Source organism: Photobacterium sp. GJ3 (assembly GCF_018199995.1).
GTDB lineage: Bacteria > Pseudomonadota > Gammaproteobacteria > Enterobacterales > Vibrionaceae > Photobacterium.
The window spans coordinates 1,148,245-1,173,082 of the sequence record NZ_CP073578.1 but is presented as its reverse complement, the minus strand read 5'-3'; the positions used below and the strand labels follow the sequence as shown (position 1 = coordinate 1,173,082).

The window sequence follows — 24,838 nt, the reverse complement described above, 5'->3', positions numbered from 1 at the left end:
GTCCTCAATAAAGCGAGAGCCAGTACGAAAAGACACCGTCAAATAACCGGTCAGTCATTTCACTGACATGTCTGGCAGAAATCCCCAGAACTAGGAAAGCCACGGCAGTCTTGGCCGGTAAACCGACAAAGTAAATGTTGATTTGCGGCATCACTTTGTTACAGAGCCCCAAAATCAGGTCTACCCAGAAGATGGCAATCATCACAGGCAGCGCCAGAAGGAAAGCCAGAATCATCTGTGATGAAAACAATGCAATCATCATCTCTAATTGCGGTTCTCCGGGACCAGACAAGACCGGATAATGCGTTAATGAAGCAGCCAGTAATTCAATGACGGTGTAATGCGCATTACTGACAAAAAACATCAGTGAAATAAAAATAATAATTGCCCGGGTCAGAATCGGCTCCGATTCTTGCATCGCCGGATTAAATATCCCCATTGGGTTAAAGCCCACCTGCATATCGAGCAGTTTCAAGAATGTAAATATCGCACCGTAAGTCACAACGAGAGCGAACCAGAAAACCAAACCAATAAAGAACTCGTTCAGGCACGCTACCGCCAATGCCGTACCCTCTAACTGCACAGCGCGTTGAATTAAATTGTCATCGATTGTGTGAAGAGAAATCATCACACCAATTACAACGGTCACCACCAGTTTAATAAATGGCGGTAACATAGATAACGGGTTAATACTCCTGAACACCAAGGCCGGAGTAATTCTTAAAATGATGAGAAAAAATACAACCGTATAAGATTGCCAGTCAATTAATACAGCATTTACTGTCACAAACTCGCCGCATACTCAAATAAATTGATTGTAAATTCAGATAAAACCCCAAGCATCCAATTCGACATCACCATAATCACGAGCGCAACTGCAATCATTTTTGGTACAAAGGTTAATGTCATTTCCTGTATTTGTGTCACAACCTGTAAAATACTGATCAGCAATCCGACAACAAGAGCCACCAATAAAATCGGCCCACAAATCACAAAAGCCACATGCATTAATTCACTGAGCAAATAGCTGGCCGCATCTTTGTCCATATTAATGCCGACGACTCATCAGCGTTTTCATGACAACATCAGACAGATTGTCAGCACTCAACTCTGATTTGAATGCCATCAGCCCAGTCATAATGGATTCAGCTTCTTTCGCTTTTCCTTTCACCTGAAAATATAATGCTCTTGCAAACAATGCCGATGCACAATTTGCGTCCAGCTTCAGCGCACGTTTGAATTGTTCTTGCGAATCAGACCATTTTTCCCGAATTGCATTCACAATCGCCAGTCCGCCATGACATTCCGCAAAATTTCTGTCGATTTTCAATCCGGCTTTGAAACAGGATTCTGCACCGTCGTAGTTCATGACCGAAAAATAACACCAGCCTAAATTCACCCGGCTCCCGACATGCCCCGGCATTTTCTGGCAGGCTTTTTCATACCATTGAATGGCAGCATCATATTGATGAACATACATCAAGGCCAAAGCCTTCATCGCCATCAGACGTCCCATTTCCGGATACTGCGCCATTAAGGGGTCCAGAACCTTCAAGGCTGTATCAATCTCTAAACGATACAGAGACAAACTTGCGCGGGTGATCAAAGCATCACGCTGATGATGATCCAGCTGCAACGATGCACGACAATGCTTTTCAGCCACCTCGTACTGCGCATCATCCAGATACAGTAACGACAGCAGCCCATGCACCTCTGCATGCTGCTCAGGTGTGCACGCCGTCAGCAAACCATATGTTTCTGCGATCGCCTGTGAGACGTTTTCCATATGGGCCAGACAGCGTGCTTTCAGCAGCGTATTGGCAACATCCAGCTCAGGCACCTGTTCCAGCAGGTCATGAGCCGCTTCATATTGCCCCTGCTGGAAACATGCCAGCGCACAATTGATTTTCAGCCCCGGCTGCGTATAACCATGCCGGAACAATGCATGGTATGCCTGTACAGCCGCATCATACTGCTGTAATGCCAGACACAAGTGTCCCTTCCAACTGATCAAATCGGCATGATCCGGATTCAGTGCCAACGACTGATTCACAATGTGCAGCGCCGCCTGAACATCCCCCTGCTTCGCCAGCCCCTCGATCAGATCAAGTGCCAGCAACACATTAGAGGGATCCATTTCAAGAAATTCTTTCAATCGTTGAAGGGACATCGTTATCACTTACTATTAATGAACCTGATCAAGCTTCTTCGTCACCGGAGAAGGCTCTTGTACCGCAGCCGCCATTTCCTCTAAGACGCCAAGCGCTCTTTCGACGTAATAGTTATCGCTTTCTGCTGTCGCAACCAGTTGCTGCAACAGTGATTTGGCCTGTGCGTCTTCACCGGTCAAAATCAATAGCAAGGCTTTGTGAAACAGTACCGGCGGATAATTTTCTTCGGACTCCAGCACGATGTCCCAGCATTCTGCGGCTTTCCCCAGTTCATTGATTTCCCGGTACACCATCCCCAACTGAAATCGTTCATGCAAGCGGGAGGGGGTTCTTTCCAGCAGGGCTGAATAATGCTCAACAGCTTGTTCAAATAACTGAAGCTTTGCATAAACGCTGCCCAACATTGAATCCAGTTCGTCCGATACAACCTGGTTGTTTTTTAAATGCTTAAGCTTTTCCATCCCTTGAAAAAGATTGTCATTTTCAAGATCAAGCGCAGCAAAAGCCAAAAGCTCTTCTGTAGAGAACATTTCAAAGTGCAGCATAGTTTCCTCACGCACGAATAAATAGATCAGTCTTTCGCTCAGACTATTTCAAAGATGATCTTATAGAAAAGATAAACGTTCCTCGAATTCTTCTATCACAAAACAGAATGTAATATTCATTATATTTTTCACAAAAATAAATTTCACAACAATGATATCAATCATTCAAAGAGTATTTTTTGAACATCACATAACACGGCAAAACATTTATTTTTAATTTTTGATTAAATGATTCAAATTTGTTAAATCAACGATATCATTGTTAAAAACTGGATCAGTTAAAACCCGCAGCAAATCCGGAAAATGATCATGTGATCGATTCGCAACATCCCGGGCTAAATATTCATCGGTTGAAAAGGTTCCCCAATTCATCAATCGCGAGAAAAATGCACAATCGGCATGATAGGTTTTGGCAAATTCAACAAAAGAAGGCATTTCTTGATAGTTGTTCTGTTGCACCACAAAGCTGAATTTAATGTAACCCAGTTCCCCACGCTGCTTCAGTTCACGAATAAATTCCAGGTTCTCCAGAAGTCTTGTGAAGCTGCCCCCTCGCCGGTTGGTTTCATAAGTTTTCTGGCAAGCTCCGTCAATAGATATCTCAACATAGTGAATACGTTCACGGACAAAATCCGGTAACTTTTGCCAGATAAAATCGTTAAACAGCTGACCATTACAATGGAGCAAAATTGAATTCAGGCTTGGAAAGTTCTCCTCTTTCATCCGTGCCAGAAAATCCCTTGAGAACGGCGACCCAAACGCATCACCGGCACCCGAGATATAAAGCTCCTGTAAATCTGCACTGTTTGCTTCAATCTGACGCTCAATGAATTTGATATCATCGGCTGCTTTTCCTTCAGCAAGAATCACATCATGCCGGCACGATGGGCACGACAGATTACAGGAAGGGTCAAAACCATAATTGATGAACTCAAACCCAGTCTCTAAGTCACCGGTCTCCTTCAAAATGCCGTACTGAATGGCATCAGGTAACTCCCTGAAGGTTTTCAGTTGTGATTCCGGATTCACCAGTTTCGGGCACACGTCATGACGACAATACCGGTACGAACCGTCCAGAATCGATTTTCGGAATTCAGCCGCATCCTCATTATTCCATAAACTGTCGAGCGCTTCGTCTCTGGGATCCCCGATACTCGGATAACCATGCCAGGCACTACAGCAAAAGTAAGCACCATCATTCACCAGAATCAATTCACGGAATGGTGAAATACAATAAAGGTTTTCACCTTTCTGATTCCGCACGCCCTCTGTCCAATCCCAGTCCTGAAGTGCCGGTTCATTTCTCAGGAACAGCTGAATTTCGTCCAGTGCACTCAATGCATCCAGACTTTGAACACCATTCCATTGCAAAATTGCTTTTAATGGTGCCGGGTAATTCCGCAGTAACCGCAAGGTAATAAAATCGGATGGCAAGCGATGGTGAATGACATCTGCACGATTGTCTGTAAATACCCGGCCATTCATGACATAGGGAAATTGATCCAGACCATTGTTTCTTGCCCACTCGATAAAAGAACGAGAGCTTGTCTTCTTCCAGGCGCTATAAACAGTTTCATGCTCAGAAAACACCAGTTCTTCCTGTTTTCCGAAGCTTTCAGTGACGCCAACGGTGTACAGTCCAGCACGGTGATTGTCATCAAAGTACTTTTGTATCAGTTCAGAAATTGAAGACGCATCCGCATCCCACAGTTGTGCGAGTTGCGAATTCAACCAAACGCGAAGGTTATTTTCCTCCGTGTCTGTGACATCCAAGATTTCTATTTTATCCATACACCATACAGCCATGCTTTTTTCGCTCATTTCATAAGCGACAAGCAATCTCTCTCCATCCGTTGTACGCATCATACCGACAGCATTTTGACACCACAATATTAATAATTAGATTTATATGCAGCGTTCACATTATTTATTGCAACGTTATTGCAAATATTTTCATGGTTGATTCCATTTATTGTGAAAAATGATGGACATTACATTTTTGATAAACTGCTTCCGTAAAGATTTATTCTCAAAAACAATTCAATCGAGAGCTAAATATACCCAAATAACATAAGCAGCCTGCTGAAAGTTAAAGAAAGGTTAATTAGATGTAATGTGGGTGGACTCTTATTTGATTTGATCCATTTACTAAAATAATGGATCCAAGAAAGAAATAGCAAAAAGATATTTACTCATCCCATTTGAGCAATATCAATAGCATCAAGCAGTCACAAATTACTTCAAGGGTATATTTGATGAAATTTCACTCAACAATAAAAGATATTCCTCAATCTGAAAGAAAGCGTCTGAAATTCTGTGTGGCGGATGTTCTGAGTTGATTCATGTTCAGCATCGGTCTTCACCTGCGCATAAAACAACCACAATAAAAAGAATACAAACGACTAAGCAAAATCAATCCATGCAGATTCACTGTAACCACTGACAATGCCATGCTTCAAAACAAAATCCTGAAACTCGCTGTGTTGCGGATGAGACTTCAGGTGAATCGCCTCACTGTCATAATTTCCTTCAATCACATAGGCCGACTCAGACCAGGCTTGTAACGGATGGATCACCAGATAGCTTGCACCAAGCGTTTTCCCCAGCTCAATAAAAGCCGGAATTTCCTGATAGTTGCTCTTTCGGTAAACCATCACCAGTGTGATATCGCTGATTTCTCCCATCTGACGCAAACGCTGAACAAATGTCAGATTCTTCATCAGAGTCTCATAACAGGCCCCCGCACCTTTACATAGGTTTCTGCAGTGGCCGCATCCACTGAAATACAGGCGTTAACAACCAGAGAACGAAGATAAGGGTGAATGCGATACCAGTTCTTTTCTGTCCAAAGGATGCCGTTCGAGCGCAAGGTCACCATTTTCAGGTTCGGAAAATCATCTGCCGGAAACTGATGAAGAAATTTCTGATACCAGCGACTGGCAAACACATCTCCGGCACCATCGAATTCCAGAAACTCAATCCCGGGCGTAATACTTCGCAAATTGGTGTAAATGGTATCGAGTCGCTTGCTCCCTTGCTCTTCCATGTACAATTCATTGCGGCATGAAGGGCACTGCAAGTTACAGGAAGGATCCATGCCTAAATAGAGACGGGTCGGCGGGCTGCCCAGTGTGCCGTCAAAACCTTCCGGATCATTCAGATAGTCGGAAAAGTTACTGCTGCTTAAGCCGGGATCGTTTTCAATTTCATCCACGGAATGGATCAGGTGACGCAGCGCCGGATTGTCTTTATTGGCTGCCGCAGAGCAGGTTTTGTCATTACAGTACCTCAAGCTGCCATCGGCAAAGGACATTCTGAAGGTCTTGTAGATATCATTGTTCCAGATGTCCATCGCATCCTGTTGAAGCAAGTTCCCGGCAACGGGCGTCATGTTTTGGATGTGTGACCCACAGCAGATGTACAAATCACCCTTTTGATCGACGAGTACCTGATGAAAGGGCGTTTTACACAATAAGGGTTCGCCTGCCGTGATATCGACAATGTCAATTTTGTTTTCGAATGAGCACATGTTCTGTCTCGTGATAGCTGTCTTAGTGCTGGTTCTAGATGACTCAACTTAATCTCACCTTTTTGAAGAGAAAGCTGATCGCAGCTTTGGATTGTTCTTTTGAGCTTTAAAAGCTAATTCAAGTTTCACCTCCCACTTCTGGCCGTAGCCCTGCGCCCTCTCGAACCGTCAAACAAAAAAGCTCAGAACTTCGCCTGAGCTTTTCAATTGAGTTTTCAACCAAACAATCTGTTCAGTTTATTTTTCCTTCTTCAGAAGATTCAGATCACAATTTACAGCGGATGGGCCCGTTCGCCACTCCAGACTCCCATCCGATTTGTATTTCTCGAGAACCATTCCATAAGCCTCACCCCGCGCAACACTAAGGTAGATTTCATAAGTTCCCAGCGCCAACGTTATCGTGCCAGATTTACCTTCACCCTCTTTTTTCACTTTACGAGTTGCCAGAGGGCGGTAGCTTTTTAAGCACGAATACATTTCCCCCAACCTCCCATGTGAAGGTACATGATAAAGCCTGGCTTTATTCTCATGGACCTGATACACAGACTGAGAACTGAGATTATTCAATTCCACAATATGCTTCTCTAGTTTTTTTGAATCCAGTTGAAGTATAAAAATAGAAATCAATAATATTGCAGCGAATAATATCGGCCATATGACACGTCTATGTACCATTACTTAAACCACTCTTCAACTTGTGACCAGGTCCGATAATCACCGACCCCGAAACTTGCCTGCGCAGCCCCATCATGCTTGTAATTGTAGACAGACTTACCGTAGAAATCGTAAGCATATTGATATCCATCGATCGCGCCATCTGCCGCACGAATATAGCTCGCAGAGCTTGAATGATAAGCAGTTGAAGCTGACTGATATGACCCACTTAAAGCACCAGAGTAATCAGGTGAGGTGTAAACAGTAACTTCAACACCAAGATTAAACGTCATATTGGGTCTAGACAGGTCTCCACCATACTCAGCACTGCCAAAAAGACCGCCGTTCATAGAGCTATTTTCATGGTCATATGCTAGCCATGTACCACCAGCCACCGCTCCCTGCTGAGATCCCAACGAAAAGCTAGGTGTGACCCCGAAAGCTACTGTAACCCCACCATTTTGCATTGATTCATTAGCAATTTTAACAATCGTATCTTTATTATCATAAGTTTGTTTTGCAATTTCGACACCTCCCAATACAGCAGTCAATTTCACCGGATTTCTGGCTAACAATAACCCAGCACCCGCATCTGCAACCCCCTGAGCAACTTTCCCGTGAGTTGAATTATTAAAGACTTCTCTCCGTTGCGCAGCCTCACTATTCGCTTCCAGATAATCCATGTGTCTTTGCATCCAGTCGGCTGGCTGCGCTTCTAAACGATGTCCTGTGGGTACCTGTTGAGGATAGTTAATTGCATCAACCGCTCGATTTCGATTCAAATCAGAAACCAATCTTAATGCGCCTGCCTTCATTTCATCAGCAGTCAATCCAAACGGATTATCTGGTGTGCAAATCCTGACTTCAGGAAACGGTGAGGCAGCAGCATAAGGCATCCTTCTCTCAACCGTTTCAACTTTAGCCGGTTTAACCGGAGTCGCCCCTGAGGCTACATATGCCTTTCGGTCCGCGGCCAGAGAATCTGCACGGGTCTGGTTTAACTTGCCCACCTCATCCATGAGCGCAACTTGTCTTTGGCGTTCTGATGCAGCACCGTATGCCTGACGATCCACCGCCATCTGTCCATTTTTCAGACCCTGCAAACGATCATGTGCATCCATCCGCTCAACAAGTGCTGCCATGTGCTCCTGACGCTGCATCCCCTGTCTCGCCACATTCGCCAGCGCATTGCCGAAGGCATCGGTCATCATTTGTCCGGCGTTATCTCTGAATGAATTTCCCCGGATTGCATTGGAAGCCGCCGCGCCGGCGAAGCCATTCAGGGTATCTCCCAGAATACCGAGCTCTGACGTGAACTGAGCACTGCCCACACTGGCGACAGAGCCGACGGCGGAAGCCGCAAAACTTTGCCAGCTGAAAGATGCATCCATGCCAAGCGCTTTACTGCCAACATAGTGGGTTGCGTATGACGCTGTACTCTGGACTAAGCCATGTGAGATTCTCGTTGAAAGCGGCACCGACGCAGCTTGAGAAGCATTTGTTGTCGAACCGGCAGCCCCGGCATTCGCCGCGCCATTGGCTGCGTTTGCCCCCCAGAAAGATAGTGCCCGACACCTGCTGTCGCCGCAGCGGCCAATCCGCCCAAGGCAACCTGGCTCCAGGAGAAGTCATCAACAACCCCCATTCCCTTACCAACAAGCTGAGAAGCGGCTGAACCAATGGCTCCCCCAATTGCAGCGGCACCGAGCGCAACCCCCAGGCTGCCGCCACCCGCTAAGGTTGCCATGCCCACACCAAACGTTGTCGCTGCGGTTGCCGAGACGCCACCGGTCATTCCGGCAATCATTGGCGCTGCTGCACCTGCGGTATAAATAGTCACCACAACAGCCACAACGACCATCACGATCATCGCAATCGGGTTACAGCTTTTCTTCGGTGGCGGTGGTGCAATCGGATCCGGGTTCACATTCCCCAGCACTTCGCTTTCGTTGTAAGGCTTAAAGCTTTCTGCCCCGTTAAACGTCTGCGTATGCTGATTTGGAATGACCAGCGATTTCCCTTCCACCAGCTTGTCGCTCGGTGACAGGCCGTTGGCATCCGCAATCAGGTACCAGTAACGGCTGTCACCATAAACAGCCTGCGAAATCCGTTGCAGGGTATCATTGCCTTTCACAATGTAAGCCCCGGGCTGAGCGCCCGTACCGGCTGCACTGTCACTCAGCAAATCGGCATCCAGTTTGCTGTCAGTCAGTCTTGCCAGCGAGTTCCCGCCGACAGCCAGTTCGGCACTCAGCTTACCGCCTTCCAGTTGCAGTGCGATCTGACCATTGAAACCGGTTAGCAGTTTACGCTCACTGGCATCCTTGGTACTGGTGATCTGAGTCAGATGACCCGCTGAGTTATAACGGAAATCCGTGACCCCGGTTTTGTAGCCTTTTTGATCACGCGTCGCCGTAATCTTCACTTTCTGGAAGCTTTCTTTTCCGCGATAGTCATAAACATACGTTTCAGTAAATTTCTCCTGAATCACATTGGTCTGCTGTTTCGCAAGCTGACCCGAGAAATGATAGGTGAACGTCAAGCTTTGCGTCGCTTTATTATTCGTCACCACATCCTGCTGCTTCAGCCGCCCATCGCTGTATACATAGGTGGTTTTTGTCGTATCCGTTTTCCCGGATCCGGCGCGAATCAGACCATTGGTATGTTTATAAGTGGTTGTCAGTTCATTTTGCGCCAGCGCATGTCCGGTCCGCGAATTGGTCTGTGTCAGGAACCGGGTGCGGTACCGTGTCGAACCGTTATATTCATAAGACTGAATGCTCTGAATATGACCATTCACGTCATAACCAAACAGAGTTTCCTGTTTCACAACGGCCTTTTTGCCGTCCCGCGTGACGGACGTCCAGACCACCTCTCTTTCTTTCTGACCGGCAGCATTGTATTGAATCTGGCGGCTGCCAGCTTTATTGGCAATACTCTGGGTTTCGGCTGCATTCTGATGCGATGCCACCATGCGGTTATCGCCATCGTATTGATACCAGCGTGTTTCCGACGTGGTGCCTCGTTTACTGGCCACTTTCCGGCGGTTGCCCACAGCATCATACTGATAGGTGACACTGGATTTTTCAAGGGTCTTCCCAAAGCCTTTCGCTGCGGTGGTGCCGATTGAGGCCAGTCTGCCATGGCTGTCCCACTGGCTGACCGTCACCAGTTGCTGATCGCCGTCCGTCAGGGTTCGCTGTGTTTCTTTGCCATTGACGTCATAGACATAGGTTTCACGCTTCGTGCCGGAAACCTGCTTTTTCAGTAATCCGTTGGTGTAATACTCAAAGCGGATATCCATGCCGCCGCCGCTCTTACGTGTTACCTGACCGAAAGCATCGTAGCTGTAACTGATCACACTGCCGTCAAGCAGGGTTTCGGTGAGCAAACGCCCGGTGTTCGAGAACGTCGCACGCTTTCTGGCTTTTTCATTGCCACCGTCCAGCCAGGCTTCACTGGTCTTGTTCCCGAATACATCGTAAGTGAATTTCTGATGCTGGCCGCCGCCTTTGGTTTCCAGCACACGGCCTGCCTGATCAAAGCGCGTCCACTGGGTGTAACCGGTTTCCCCAACCCACTCTTCGCTGTACCGCTGCCCGAGCTGGTCATAAGAATATTTGGCATACACTTCGGCGTATTTGTTATCCAGCCCGAGTCTGGAGCGGGACAGCAACTGACCATTGTTGTTATAGGTAAACAGTTCACCCTGACCCAGCGTGTTCATGCGGCCGACCATATCGCCACGGGCATCATGGTAATAGTACGTGGCCCCGCCGGCGCCATTGATATCCGACAGTTTTTGACCGGCGAGGTCATAGGTACTCTTCTGCCAGTGTCCGTTTGAATCCTGAACCGCGATCCGATTCCCGTTCAGGTCGTAGTACATCTTGGTGATCGGTTTACGCTTCGCAAGCGCTCCCTTGGCATCGACTGTCGCCACCTCAGGACCGGTCTGTTCAATCACCTGATTGTTCTGATTGTATTTGAACTGATAAACACTGCCGTTCACGTTACGGGACAGCACATTGCCGAAGCGATCCAGCACCTGCGTCGTGACCGGCGACTTGCCGTCAAAGCTCACGCCTTGCTCGCGGGTCAGGTTCCCCATCTTGTCGTAATCGCGGACCACCACCCGGCTGCCGCCAGTCGTTTCACGAATGACTTTCCCCAGCCAGTTATACTGATAATTGCTGGTGATGCCTTTCCGTTCAGCCGTCGTGACCTGACCAAAGCCATCATACTGGTACTTTTCCTGCACCACGTTATTCAGGCGTTTTTCAGTCACTTCACCAAAGGCGTTATAGACAGAAGATTCCGCAATATTGCCGGAAGAGGCATTCACCGTTGTTGCCGTCTGGCGTCCGGTTTTGTCATAACTGAAACGGGTCACTCTGTCGAAGCTATAGCTGAGCGCGCCGCTTGAAGAGACCTTCACCGTTTCCCCGACGACACGGTTCATCGCATCGGTCTCAATCCGGGTATAGTTCCCCTCGGCATCCTTACGACCGGTCAGCTGACCTTGCTGATTGAAGTACTGGAATGTCGAGCGGCCTTCGGTCATGGTGCTGACCTGATTGCCCTGAGCATCATAGAGATAATCGGTGCGCTGGTGCGCAGAATCACGCTCAGGCGGATTGCCGCCGGCAACCGAAAGCGACAGGCTTGTGACCACATAATCCCGTTTCTTACCCCAGGTCGTGACCAGGCGGCCCAAGGCATCGAACTCATGCAGAACACGATTGGCTGCCGTCGCATGATTCGCCGCATTCACCGTATCCGTTTCCTGTACCGTCATATACATCCGGCCGGCATAGTCGTGGTACGTCGTTGTAATCAGGTCACCTTTTTTCTCGGTGACCGTATTGCCATTGTGGGCGTGGTAAACCACATTGTGCCGGGTGACTTGCGTACGATTGCCCCGGTGGTCATAACCATAGGTTTCAAACCGTTGTGCAGTCCCCTGCTTATTCTGCCAGGCTTCAAGCGCTGTCAGGCTCCACTCGCCGGTAAAGCGGTTGGTGAATTCACGTTGCTCAACCAATTGGCCCTGACCGTTGTAGCCATATGCCGTGACATACCCTTCAGCGTTTCGGGTTGCCAGCAGCTGGCCGGTCAGCGAGTACAGATGTTGTCCGGTTGTGACCGATACATTTTGAGCCCTGCGTGTCGTGGAAACTTTTTCGCCGAATGCGTTATAAGCAACGTCATCCCGGATGGTATCGCTGTTCACGCTGCTGCTTTGGGTTGCTGAAATTTCCTGTCCGCGCTGGTCGTATTGCCAGCCCAGCGTGCGGCTGACACCGCCTTGCGCCACAAACTTTTCTAACTCAGACAGCGCAATGGCCGTCCCTTCCGGACGTTTCGCACTGTATGCATTGCTGTAACGAGTCTGGGCGGTTTTCTGGCCGTAGCCGTCGTAGCGGTATTCCGTCACGAAACCCAGTTCGTCCACATCAAAGCGCAACTGACCCAGTTGATCGTAGACTTTGTCCCGACGGCCGTTTTCAGCGTTGATATTGACCGACGCCAGATTCTGTTCGTTGTAAATCACCGAACTGCCCGCCAGACCTTTCGCCTGCGTTTGGTTCCCCATCACATTGAACACAAAACGCTTGGTATTGGCCATGCTGGTTCCGGCCGCCGTGGTACTGGCAATCACATTCCCCAGACTGTCGTACTGGTACCGGGTTTCAAGCCGCCCGATATGCTGAATCACTTTGCCGTCGGCAGACACATCGACATAACTGACGGTCGCCGACAGTTCAGAAATCAGCTGTCCGCGTGCATCGTACCGGTAGTCGGTATCATGGCTGACAGTACCGGCATTGATTTCACGGGACACCGCCTGTTTCGACAAATACACCAGTTGCTGAGCCTCCGAAAGCGTCGCACCGGCCCGGTCTTTATAAGTTGTTGCGCGATCCAGATAAGCACTCACTTGATGGTGCAGCGTCATGGCTGCATCCAGATCGGCGTATACCTTGTTCAGATAACTGACCGTGGTATTCAATTCACCTTTAGCGGTGTTCAGATCCCCTTGCGCAACATTCAGTTCTTTCCGGGCAGCAACCACCGCAGCCAGGGCTTTCGATTCATCAGATTTGGCAACGTCCAGCAGTTGGCGAATGGTGACGATTGAATCCTCAACGCCATCCATTTTTTCCCGGGCTTTTGCCAGATGAATTTCCGCCTGATCCATCGTTGCGTGTGCATCGGCCACTTTCTGTTTCGCCGCCGCCAGCGCCTGATTCGCGGTATTCAAAACGCTGGATGCAGCATTCACATCCGCCTGCGCCTGATCAACTTTGGATGTCGCTGCGGCCAGCGCACTCTCTGTGGTTGTCAGGTTGCCTTTCAGCCGGTTAACTTCGCTCTGAGCTTTTTCAAGCCGCGTCCGAGCATCAATATCATCATTGAGTTTGGTGCGAACGTCAGCGACATATTTCAAACCACGGGCAGCACGGTCAGATTCCGCTTTAAATGCATTGATCTGTGCCTGTGTATAGGCGTTAGAAGAAACGCCTTCCTCATTGGTATTCTTCGCCGACAGGGAATGTTTATATCTGGCGTAAAACTGATCGGCCAGTGACTTCACTTTCTCCTGATAATAACTCTGCTGCTTCAATGCAGTATCAGACTTCGCTTTGCTGTCCGGCCCTTGATAAATCGCGCCTGAAGTCGAGGTAAACTGATGCTTAAAGCCGTTCATCAGATCGGCGGCTGCCTTACGGTCTCTGAACGCAGCATCAATCTGTGCCTGCGTATAACCAACACTGCCACCGCCCTGTTCTTCAGACAGCTTTCTGTATTTATTATTTAAGCGATGCTGGTAAACCGCGTCTTTATCCCGGAAGTTTTCCTCAACCACCCAAACCGCATCGCCCCAGGAACGGAACGTTTTCACCGCCGTGGCTGTATTCGACTTATGGGTTGTTGCCTTTTTCAGCTCAGCTTCCGCATTCGCCAGCGCTTTTCTTGTCGCTTCCCGATCCGCCTGCCGCTGTTTCAGCACGGCTTGATTGCTGCTCAGAATACTGTTCGCGCTGTTGTATGCATGGGATGCATTCGACTGAACCTGTGTTTTACCGGCCAGATTCAGCTCAGATGCGCGAATGGTTTCTGCCCCGGTCCGTTTCGCTTCTTCCCAGGAAATTATCTCCAACTCAGTGGTGATACGCAGATTGTTCTGATCATTCAGTTCATCGGCAATCCGCGCCGCCTTATTGCGGCTTTGCTCATGGGCAGCTAGCTTCTCATCATAGTTTCGTTTTTGTTTTTCCAGTTCGTTGCGCTGTTGCTCAATCCGGTCACCTAAAGCAACAAGCTGGCCTTTCAGATCGGTCACTTTCTGCTGATTCACCAGCATGTCGCGTTCCGCCTGCGCTTTCACCGCATTTGCACTGTCCAGACTGTCAACTGTGGCATGAATCAGCGAATCTTCGTCCTTGCCACCTTCTGACAATGTTTTCAGTAATATCGCTTGTTCCTCAAGCGCTTGATCCCGTTCCGTTTGTAACTGATTCAGTTTGCTGACAGCATCCGCGTGTACTGCTTTCGCTGCCTGCAACGCCAGACGGGTTTCTTTTTCATACTGAACAGTCGTCGCATCACCTGCCGCATTCGAGGTCAGCAGCTCAAGCGTTTGCTTCGCAGAGGCCCATGCATTTTCGGCCGCACTCACACGAGTCTGCGCTGCCTCAATTTGCACACCGGCCTGAGCAAATTGCGCTTCAACCTGCTGGTGAGACTGGGTCGTACTGCTGAGTTTTGCTTCTGCGCTATGGTACTGTGCCGAAATGCTTTCAAACTGCCGCGACACCTGACTCAATGCATCGCGCGCTGTGCTGACAGTAACCAACACCGCATTATAATTTTTGGTGGCCGAATCAATCACAGTGGCCGCTGTATCTTTTGCCACTTTCAACCGGTTGATGTCGTTCGATGCCGCATTCCGCTTGGACACCCATGCGTTATATTCATTCTCTCTGGCTTTCACAGCATTTGCAGCGCTGTCCCGTGCTGCACGCTTACTGTTAATTTCCGACAGTGAAGTTCCCCAGGAATGACCTTCTTCGTTGGTATGACGTCCGGCGACCGCTTTCCTATAGGCGGCATCGGCATTGCTTAAATGCTGACGGGCACTGTTCAGTCTGGACTTCGCTGCGTTCACTTCAGGCACCGCTTTGTTGTAGCGGTCTTGTGCATTTTTCAGATCTTGCGTGATGCTCGCCTGATTATTCTGAGCCGCCGTGAGTTCAGCAACGCTATTTCGCTTCACGGCCTCTGCGTCATTCAGTTTTTTCTCCGCAGCAGTGTGTTCGCGGAGACTTTTCTGATAACTGCCCTCAATCGCATCAAAGCCGGATTGTGCCTTCGCACGTTCACCGGCAAGCTGCGTACGCTGTGCCGACAGTTGCTCACGCAAGGTTGTGGCCGTCTTCAGTGCCTGTGCCGCAGCCGCTTTTTCTGCAATGGCTGAGTCATAAGCCGCCTGAGCCAGGTCAACCTGCTCCTGAGGCGTGGCAATGGTTTCCTCAAGGTTCTTCTTCTTCGCCGCTAACGTTGATTCGGCGGACTTCCAAGCCTGAGTCGCCTTGCTGTAGCGAGTGTTCGCCGCTGAGTACGTACTTTTCGCGCTATTCAGGGCCGATGTTGCATGATTCAGCGGCGTTTTTGTTGCCTCGAATGCTTTCACCGCATCTGCCAGTGCAGCATTTGCTTTGTCGGCATTGGCCTGAGCTGTATTTTTCTGTGTCGTCGCGGTACTCAGGTTGCTCTTCGCAGCATTGAGCGTATTCAGATAACGCGCTCGGGTATCCCACTTCGCTTTCCGGGCACTGTAGGCTTTATTAGCCTGATCTACCCAGGAGTTATAAGCGTTATTTTTACTCTGATAAGTGCGCAATTTAGCATCACGTGTGGCCCGGCGACTGTTCAGACCTGCACTGGTTTTACCGCTTGGGTTCTCTTCGGTGTACCAGCTTCGTCTGCTGTATGCCGTATATTCTGCAGCAGCCCGATCATAGTCTCTCTTTGCTGCATCGCGTGCACGCTTGGCTGCATCCCGGTTTTTTACGGTATTCTGGTAATGCGTGTTCGCTTTCGACCATTCACCGTGGTGATAGTTGTAATCAGATTGTGCTTTATTGAATGCAGACTGCTTCGCGGAAAGATTCTTGTTCGCCGAATTTAACGCACTGTTGGCACTGTTTGCCGCAGACTGCGCTGAATTTTTCGCTGCCAGTGCTTTATCATAATTTGCTTTCGCCGTGTTATAGGCACGTTGTTTCTGACTCTGACTTGCAAGGCTCGTGTCCCGGTGCTTCGACGCGGCCTGATATTCAGCCCAGGCGGTATCCCGGACTTTCTGCGCGTCACTGACCGCTTTCTTCGCCGCGTTAATCGCCGCCTGACGTTCAGCCTGCGCTTTGTTATACGCCTCACGGGCGACCGCATACTCATTCTCGCGTTGTGTCAGTGTCGCTGCGGTCAGTTCAAGCGTCGATTTCTGCGCATCGATTTTTGCCGTTAAGATCTGGAGTTTCGATTTCAGCGCATCAATTTTGTCGAGCGTTTCTGTGGTAGTGCTGCCCGGCGTCGGGATGACCACATCACCGGTTGACACGGGCGGCTGAGACAATGCGCTGCCACTCTGTTCTGCCGGGACGGTCGGATTGCTGTTGATCGCCGCATTGGTACTGTTTTGCTTCTGAATGGCCTCATTCAGAGCCTGCTTCGCCGCATTCAATGCAAGCTCTGCGTGGGTTACCCCTGAACGAGCGGTGCGATCCGCCTGAATATCAGCTGATAATTTATCCAGCAATTCAATGGCATCAAGGACCTGATTCAGCTTGTCTTTTGCCTGTGTGGCTTTCGCCGTATCCTGACGGTTTAACGCCGCCTGATACTGCTGCTGCAACGTCGCTTTCTCGCGGTCCAGCGTGTCCCGGTGACCGGCAATCAGTGACAAGGCCGCATTCGCCGCCGCATCACTCTGAACCGCCCCGTGAATTTTGCCGCCGGTCGTTGTGTAATCGGCTTTCCATTCCGGATGAAGTGTGGTGAGTACACTGGCTTTCACATGAGCCTGTACCGCAGCAGCCGTTTGTGCTTTATGACTGCGTGCTTCAGCAAGGGCCTTGTCTGCATTTGTAACGGCTTTCTTTGCCGCCTCAACTTCTGCCGTATTCTGGCCTTTTAAACGGGCTTCCTGCTTCGCAATCTCAAGGGCTAGGGCATCAATCTTTTCCTGCAATTTCCCATGACGCACCAGCTCAGCTTTCACTTCGTTCTGCAAACCCGATAACCGGTGATTCGCATTCTCGATACTGATCCCCAGATCGTGGTTGGCATTATTGGTTGCCGCAATCTGCCCTTCGAGTGTATTCAGTTCCTGAATCAAGCTGGTAATCCGGCCCTGCTGGTGATTCAGCTCAGACAACTTCGCCTTCAGTTCCGCAGAGGCGTTATCCAGACTTTGCAGGCTTTCTGTCAGTTGCAGGAATACAGCATATTCAGAAGCCGTGGCACTACCTTCCCGGATGTGATTCAGCGCTGTGCGCACCGCCGTGTTATCGACATACTCTTTCTTCCGGGTCTTCTGAGACTGACGGTTGTACTGATATTCCACCAGAAAACCATCACCATCCATCGCGAAACGGAGCCGTCCGAGCGGGTCATAGACGCTGAGTTCAGCGCTGACCCTGCCCGCCTCCACTTCCTGAGACAAGTGCGCTTTCAGCGCATTGATGGATGTGGCCGAGCGGTTTGCCAGCCGGAAATCGGTGTTGTAACGGATGGTATGCGTGATACGGCCTTCTTTATCGTAGCCGCGCTCACTGATGCGTCCCTGCGCATCAATCGCATACTGAAGACGACCATGTGCATCATAAACCGACTGGCTGACACGGTTATTTGATGAACTCACGTTCCAGTTCGCCTCATGCACCGTCTTCTGGTACTGAGTCGTGGTCGAGACCTGGCCATTGGCATTGTAGACGTAACCCGTCGCATACCCTTTTTCATCGATCTCGAAGGCGACCCGGCCTTCATTGTCGTAGCGGGTTTCGGTCCTTCTGTCTTTCGCTGGATCGGCAGTAATCGCTGCTTTCAGACTCGCTTCCGTCCAGACCGCCTGAGGTGCCACCGCTTTGCTGAAGCGCGTGGTTTTGACCACCCGGTTTGCCGCGTCATAGTCAAACTGAGTGACATAGTTCAGCGCGTTGATTTCATATTTCACCCGGCCCAGTGCATCATAAACATACCGCGTCGTGGCACCGATCGCCGTGGCCTTTTCCAGCACCTTGCCAGAGCCGTCATAGCGGTACAACGTCGTCTGACTGCTCGCAGAGCCTGACCAGTCCGCGCCCGATTTGATGCGTTTTCCGGTCAGATTGCCGTTTGCATCATAGCTGAACTCAGTGACCCGCTCTTCAAGCACCCGGTCACTGGCAGACACAGCCCCTTCTACGGTTTTCAGCACCTGACCATTCGCATCATAGATGTAGAGCGTTGCAACCCCACCCTGCTCGACCCGGACTTTTCTGCCGTTGCTGTCGTAGCGGATATAAGTCCGCTGGTCTTCGGTATTTTCCCAGACCCGCAGGCCCTGTTTGTCGTAACCGTATTCTGTCGACAGCTTCTCGCCATCCGCATCGCGGATCACTTTCCACTGCTGGCCTATCGCGTTATAGCGGAACTCAGTGCGTGTACCTTCGGCATTGGTCTCGAATTTCAGCAGACCCGTGTTGGCATCGTATTCTTTGCGGGAAAGGATTTCAGGCGTGGTACTGCCGGCGGCAATAAATTCTGAACGGATCAACTGACCCTGATGGTCGTAATGGAAGAGACGACGATGACCCAGTGCATCGGTGATCGAGGTCGTTTCGCCATGCGCGTTCTTTTCAGTCACGGTCCGAATGCCACCCGGCGAAACCACAGTCACCTGATTTTGGGTATCGTCATACTCATAACGCGTCGTCTCGCCCTTACCATTGGCCAGTGACAGCGTCCGACCCAGTGCATCCAGCTCAATCCGCTCTTGCAATGCACCGGAAAGTTTCACGGTCTTTACGCGTCCGCCGTGAAGGTAATCCACGATTTTCTCGCGACCGGCACCATCCCGCTCGCTGACCACACGACCCATGTGATCATATTTCCGGGACCACTGCGCCTGATAACGTACACTCGGCTTGCGGACATCTGACAACGTATCCCCGCCGGAAATCCGGCTGCCGGCACGATAATCTTTCGCGACCCGCTGTTCGATCACATTCCCGCGCGCATCGTACCGGTAGTGCGTGATGTCACGAGCGATATAGTTACCGGTACCGGACAGGAACGACTGATAGGCATCACTGACGTGCTGCTTCACCAGATAGCCCAGATGACCCTGTTTGTTATACACGTAGCTGGTGACAGCTTTTTCACCATCCACAATACGCAGCACCCGGCCCGCTTTATCATAGGCATATTCAGATTTCACAACCCCGGCCACCAGCTGCTGTTTCACCTGCCCGAAAGCGGTATACACCGTGCTCTTGGTGTTGCCCAGCGCGTCCGTTTGCTGAATCAGACGCCCGGACTTGTCGTATTCGTAACTCGTTTTACCGGTCGAAGGGTGATAGTCGCTGACTTTCCAGCCCATAGTGTTATAAACCGACTGGCTGCCGCGCGCCGTAATCAGCGATGTAACGTTCGCAGTTTTCCAGTCCTGACTGCCCGCCACAGCCACACGCCCGGTCAGCTCACCGAACTTGTTGTAGTCCATATACACTGAGCGGCTTTCTTTGGTATTCGCGGCGCTGATTTGCTGACGAAGCAGGCCCGTCACGTCATCGTACTGATAGCGCGTCTCAATGCCGTGCTGATTGACGCTTGACATGAGTCGGCCGGCTGCGTCGAATTTATCCCGGGAGATTTGCTGCGCACGGCCAGCCTGTTGCAGAATACTTTCAATTCCGCCCTGCCGGTTGGCAACCGCATTCGTGTAGCGGTAAGTCACTTTCTCTTTGCCACCGTCCAGATAGCGCGTTTCGGTCAGGAACCCCTGCTCATCCAGAGCGTACTGCTGACGGCCGCGGCTGTCATAGAAAACATGTGAACTGTCGTAATGGTCTGCTCCACTTTTTCCTGCCGCCACTTTCTCTGAAAGCGCAACTTTACCAAGACTGCCGGTACCCCGGATTAAAAGCGCATTCACATGCAGAATTTGATTGTCCGGTTCAACCGCAGCCAGATCGGCTTCCAGATCACGGGTGACGGTATTCCACTGCCCATTGTTCATTTTGCCGATGTAATGGTGCGCATAGCCGTTCTTAATACTGCTGCCGCCAGTACCCATGTGGTACTGGATATAACGATGGCCTTTTTCCGTTTGCAGGCTGATGTAGACCGTCATGTCCTGGGAGAAATTCATATCCCAGCTCAACATGCGCATGTCTCTGTTTTTCCAGCTTTCGTTCGCATTGTTGTTTGCAAAGCGGTAGCCGTTAGACATCCCCGAACCGCTGAGGTCGATCACTTCACCGCCGTAAGCCGCGTCGTATCTCGGGGTCATGGTCGCGCCTGCCGGAGACTTGTCGTACACCTCCCATTTGCTTAAATCGACTTCATGGCCGTTTTGATAAACCATCTCACCGCGGGGCTTGTACAGCCGAGTCTCCGTCAGCTTGCCGGAGGCATCGTAACTGAAGCGTTTCACAAAGCCGTCGGCATCTTTTTGCTCAGTCAGACGTCCGGCATTATCATACTGACTGCTCAGCACCCGGGCTGCGCTTGCATAGCCTTCGGTGTAATGGCGTACCTGAATTTGCCGGTCCAGATCATCGTAAATGTATTCCGTGACCTGCTGTTCAGCATCAATCGTGCGGGAAAGTCGGCCCAGTGCATCAAACTCACTGCGGATCACCCGGTGCGCCTGCGTAGCATCAATCAGACCCAGCACGTCCTGACCACGCACACTCAACTGCCCCCCCGACAGCCAGTTTTGTGTATTCACACTGCTGTTGTACTGAATTTCACGAATAATCCGGCCTTCACTGTCTCTCTGATATTCCGTGATTTGCCCTGAAGCAGACACAGTAATCCACTGACGGCCTGCATCATCGTAGAACACGGCGCTGAGGCTGCCATTTGCTTCCTGCGTCGCAACCAGCTGGCCGCTCTTGTTGTAGATGTACTGACGCTCACGGCTCGACTCTCCGGCGGCGCTCACCGTCTCAGAAATCAGCTCACCCCGCTGACTGAAAGTTCGTCGTGTTGTGACGCCATTCTCAGTCGTCACCAACACCTGTCGGTTCGCATCCAGATACTGAGTGACCACGGTGTTACCGGCAGCATCCGTGGTACTGGTGATGCGATTTAATCCGTCAAAAACCTGAGTGGTGGTGGACTTCACATCCAGCCGGCCCGATTTAATATCACCGGTCAGCGTTTGGGTGCCAATCAAATTGCCAAAAGCATCATAGGTCGTTCGCACATGCTCGGCATTGGTCAGGGTGTAATTCACGGTAGATTCCGGGTAACGCGGGCGATAATCCTGATGGGTCGTCACCCACTTGCCGTCTTTCGCTTCCGCAATCGCCATAAAAGCACTGCGAGTTTCCGCATTTTTCAGGGTCTGCGGATCGATTCCCAGACCACTCAGCGCCTTTTTGGCGTCCTGATTCAGACGGTGCGTCCATTCGTCAGACGAAGTGACAATGATCTTGTGGCCGGTCGTGGTCGCTTTCAGCGTTTTCAGATATGCCACAAGCTGTGCCGAGGCATCATCCTTACCATAGGTATCGAAGGTTTTGGTCGAGATCAGCTTATTGCTGGCATCAACAACCGTGATCGTCAGACCCCGTCCGTTGCCGCCCGCATGTTTGCCATCAATGGTGACGCCACGGTTCGTTTTTCTGAATCCGGCAAAGTCATACCCGGATGACGTGATTTTCAGATCATGGATCGTATCGCCGCGGCCCGCTGTATCCAGCCGGTGATAGGTGGTTTGCGTGTGCAGTTCACCCCGCTGATAGGTGTATTCCGTCAGCTCGGTCGATTGTTGATTCTGCTGACTCGCCCAAGAGGTCAGGGCCGACAATGCCGGCAGTTTGGTCGCCTGCAAGGCGGCACCCAGATAGCGTCGCATTGAGATCCGCTGACCGAAGCCGTTGTATTGGTATTCCGTCACCGCACCGGCAGAAGAGATTTCAAAGCGTAAATTTTGCTGGTCATACACAAAGTAAGCGCTCGACGCTACTTTGCCACCAGCATACTGATGGCTGGCAACCAGCAGATTATTTTTGTACTCATTTTTCAGATACAGCACGCCGTTGCGGGTTGCTTCAGTTAAATTGCCCTGCGCATCGTACTTGTTCTGAATCGTCTTTCCGGCACTGTCCCGGACCAGAATCAGGTTGTCCTGATCGTCATACTGATACGTGACCTGACCCTGAACCTGCCCGTTTTCACGCGGCAGATTCGCCACATTCCCGTTGTAATCAACCGCCGGCGACAGGACAGACACCAAACGCCCTTTGTCATCATGCTGATAGAACCAGATTTCACCGTTGTTATCCGTGATTTGCAACTGATGCCCATTGGCCCGGTTCGTCTGATAATTCAGTAAGGTCACAATACCGTTGTCATCAATTTTACTCAGACGGTTTTTTCCGCCGACCGTCTGATAACTGAATGAAACTTTACTGCCATCGCTTTTTTGGATGGACTTCAGCAGGTAGCTGTTCGCATCCTGATAGGTGTAGGTCGTGGTGAAAACTTTACCGTCGCTGATCGACTTATCTTCCGGAGACAGGTCAACTTTGACCTGGCTTAAGCGACCTTTTGAATCGTAGCTGTAGTGAACTTTACTGTGGGAGTGCGTCAGCTTGCCATCTACCTGGGTATAACTGTCCAGGCGAGTTAACTGGCCTTTACTGTTATAGACAAAACGCAGTTCTTCACCGCTGGCATTTGAAACCGCACTCAGGCGGTTACCGCTGTAACGGTAGCTCACCCGGTTGCCGTGTTTATCTTCGGAATGAATCAGTTTGCCGTCGGCACTTTGATAGGTTTCCCGAATCCCGCTGGTGCCTTCCGTGTACACCCAGTTGCTGCCGACTTTGACAATGGTGTCATGGGCACCGCCACCCGCCGCAGACAGATACGAGCCGTCTTCCTGTTTTTTAAAAATCGCGACATGGCCGTCACCGGTAATCCGGTGCAGGTCTGAGCCTACCGCCCGGATCTGGCGCTCAAACGAAAAACGCCAGTTATCGGCATCAAAATCGTTTTTCGCGCCCTGGCTGTTGTAAGTACGAGCGAGTGATAAATCTAACCCCCGGCTCACCAGGGTCTGATCGTTACTCTGAACAACCAGATTCCCCGTGGATGCATTGATACTCAACCCTTTGGTGCTGGACAGCTTAATTCCCGCTTGTCCAAGAACATCATAATGACCTAAACCCGCACCACCAATGACAACAGCCATAGCTAATCCCTTTTGATTTCATAATCGACGCCCTCTAATGGACGTTTCTTCCGGGAAAAGTTAATTTTTTTTCGAGAAAAAGTGATTTTTACGTCTTTTGTCACCTTATCTGTGAAATGATAGGTTTGTTAGTTGCATTTCAATGGGGATGGATATGGGAACATTGAGTGAAGGTGCAAGGGTTGAATGCGTTCAGAACAAGGCATAGAGGGATTTTCAAATCCCGATAATCGTTTCCTGGCCAAAAACGAAAAAAGCCCCGTCTGACGACGAGGCTTTCAAATGTGGCGGAGAGATAGGGATTTGAACCCTAGATACGCTATTAACGTATGCCGGTTTTCAAGACCGGTGCTTTCAACCACTCAGCCATCTCTCCGTAAGTGGTGCGCATGATACCCAGCCGATTCGGCGTTGTAAATACCCCATTGAACTGACTGCGCAGATGATCGCCAATCCGTTCTTTCATGAGACATATTACCGGACGTTTCATCAGATTGTGCTGCTGGCTTGCGAATCGACTTGCGCTTTTTTCCTGAAAACTGACTGACCGGGTTTTCGCATGACCAGAAAAACGGCCACCGCGGCGATCGCAAAACCGATGGCGCTGAAAGCATCAAAGGTTTCATTAAATGCCAGCCAGGCTTCCAGTGCAGTGACCGGAGGAACCAGATAAAAGGTGGAAGCGACTTTAGACGCTTCTCCGTGCCTGACCATATAAAGCAGCAACCAGATTGCCGTTACCGACACCCCGAGCACCAGCCAGGCGAGCGTTAGCGTAAACGTCAGGTTCCAGGTGACCGTCATGGTTTCAGCCGTCAGCATCACCGGCATGAAAACGGCGGCGGCCATCATGTATTGCACAACAGACCCGCCAACCAAATCGACCTGACTGCAAAAACGTTTCTGATACAGTGTGCCCAAGGTGATTCCCAGTAAGGCCAGTCCAGCAAAACCAAATGCAGCGGCTTGGTGGGTTTCATCCTGCCAGCTCATATTCCCCTGCAGCACCAGAGCAATACCGAGCATCCCGAGTAAAAGACCCAGCCATTGTGACCATGCAAGACGTTCCTGTCCCAGTAACAGCACGGCCGTGACGATGGGTTGAAGCCCAACAAGCAAGGCGCAGAGTCCGGCTGGCATCCCGAGATAAATCGCATAATAAGTACCGCCAAGATAAAAACCGTGAATCAGCATGCCCGTGACCAGACAATGATAAAACGCTGCCCCTTTAGGCAACTGAGATTTCAGGACCAGAGTCAGTACCGCAAAAATCGCAATGTTCGCAAGCATACGAATCAGAAGAAAAGTCGCTGGCTCGGCATAAGGTAATCCAAAGCGAGCACCAATAAAGCCAGTGCTCCAAAGCAGAACAAAAATAAACGGAATGAAACGCGCCATCACAAAGCCTCTGGTGAAATCTCCAATGTTTCTCTACTCTATAGCGGGTACAGTTACTAACAAA

The 24,838-nt window shown here is 50.2% G+C and carries 11 protein-coding genes and 1 tRNA gene; all 12 read right to left on the bottom strand.

Annotated elements, in window-relative coordinates:
- Positions 1 to 4 precede the first annotated feature (4 nt).
- The 12 genes from KDD30_RS05165 to KDD30_RS05110 all read right to left on the bottom strand — a co-directional run bounded on the left by KDD30_RS05165 (position 5) and on the right by KDD30_RS05110 (position 24,777).
- Positions 5 to 787 carry a flagellar biosynthetic protein FliR gene (locus KDD30_RS05165; protein ID WP_211647748.1) on the bottom strand — a complete coding sequence of 261 codons (783 nt, stop codon included), beginning with the start codon at positions 785 to 787 and terminating at the stop codon, positions 5 to 7.
- Positions 784 to 1,047: a flagellar biosynthesis protein FliQ gene (gene fliQ, locus KDD30_RS05160; RefSeq protein ID WP_211647747.1), complete on the bottom strand. Its 264-nt coding sequence runs from the start codon at positions 1,045 to 1,047 to the stop codon at positions 784 to 786. The genes KDD30_RS05165 and fliQ overlap by 4 nt, the downstream gene beginning before the upstream one ends.
- 1 nt (position 1,048) lies before the next feature.
- Positions 1,049 to 2,137, bottom strand: a complete 1,089-nt coding sequence (locus KDD30_RS05155) for a tetratricopeptide repeat protein (RefSeq protein WP_211647746.1) — start codon at positions 2,135 to 2,137, stop codon at positions 1,049 to 1,051.
- A 48-nt stretch (positions 2,138 to 2,185) separates the two neighbouring features.
- Positions 2,186 to 2,716: a tetratricopeptide repeat protein gene (locus KDD30_RS05150; protein ID WP_211647745.1), complete on the bottom strand. Its 531-nt coding sequence runs from the start codon at positions 2,714 to 2,716 to the stop codon at positions 2,186 to 2,188.
- A 213-nt stretch (positions 2,717 to 2,929) separates the two neighbouring features.
- A complete protein-coding gene (locus KDD30_RS05145) occupies positions 2,930 to 4,522 on the bottom strand; it encodes a radical SAM protein (RefSeq protein WP_211647744.1) in 1,593 nt (530 codons plus the stop codon).
- A gap of 596 nt (positions 4,523 to 5,118) precedes the next feature.
- Positions 5,119 to 5,436 (bottom strand): hypothetical protein, encoded by a 318-nt coding sequence (locus KDD30_RS05140; protein ID WP_211647743.1) that lies wholly within the window; start codon positions 5,434 to 5,436, stop codon positions 5,119 to 5,121.
- On the bottom strand, positions 5,436 to 6,245 hold the full coding sequence (locus KDD30_RS05135; protein ID WP_211647742.1) for an SPASM domain-containing protein: 810 nt from the start codon (positions 6,243 to 6,245) through the stop codon (positions 5,436 to 5,438). The genes KDD30_RS05140 and KDD30_RS05135 overlap by 1 nt, the downstream gene beginning before the upstream one ends.
- A 237-nt stretch (positions 6,246 to 6,482) precedes the next feature.
- On the bottom strand, positions 6,483 to 6,818 hold the full coding sequence (locus KDD30_RS05130) for a hypothetical protein (protein ID WP_211647741.1): 336 nt from the start codon (positions 6,816 to 6,818) through the stop codon (positions 6,483 to 6,485).
- Between the two features lie 101 nt (positions 6,819 to 6,919).
- Entirely contained in the window at positions 6,920 to 8,290 is a 1,371-nt protein-coding gene (locus KDD30_RS05125; protein WP_211647740.1) for a hypothetical protein, read from the bottom strand.
- Positions 8,291 to 8,343: 53 nt separating this feature from the next.
- Positions 8,344 to 23,376: an interleukin-like EMT inducer domain-containing protein gene (locus tag KDD30_RS05120; protein WP_211647739.1), complete on the bottom strand. Its 15,033-nt coding sequence runs from the start codon at positions 23,374 to 23,376 to the stop codon at positions 8,344 to 8,346.
- Positions 23,377 to 23,661: 285 nt separating this feature from the next.
- Positions 23,662 to 23,752, bottom strand: a tRNA-Ser gene (locus KDD30_RS05115).
- A gap of 113 nt (positions 23,753 to 23,865) precedes the next feature.
- On the bottom strand, positions 23,866 to 24,777 hold the full coding sequence (locus tag KDD30_RS05110) for a DMT family transporter (protein ID WP_211647738.1): 912 nt from the start codon (positions 24,775 to 24,777) through the stop codon (positions 23,866 to 23,868).
- Positions 24,778 to 24,838: the final 61 nt, after the last annotated feature.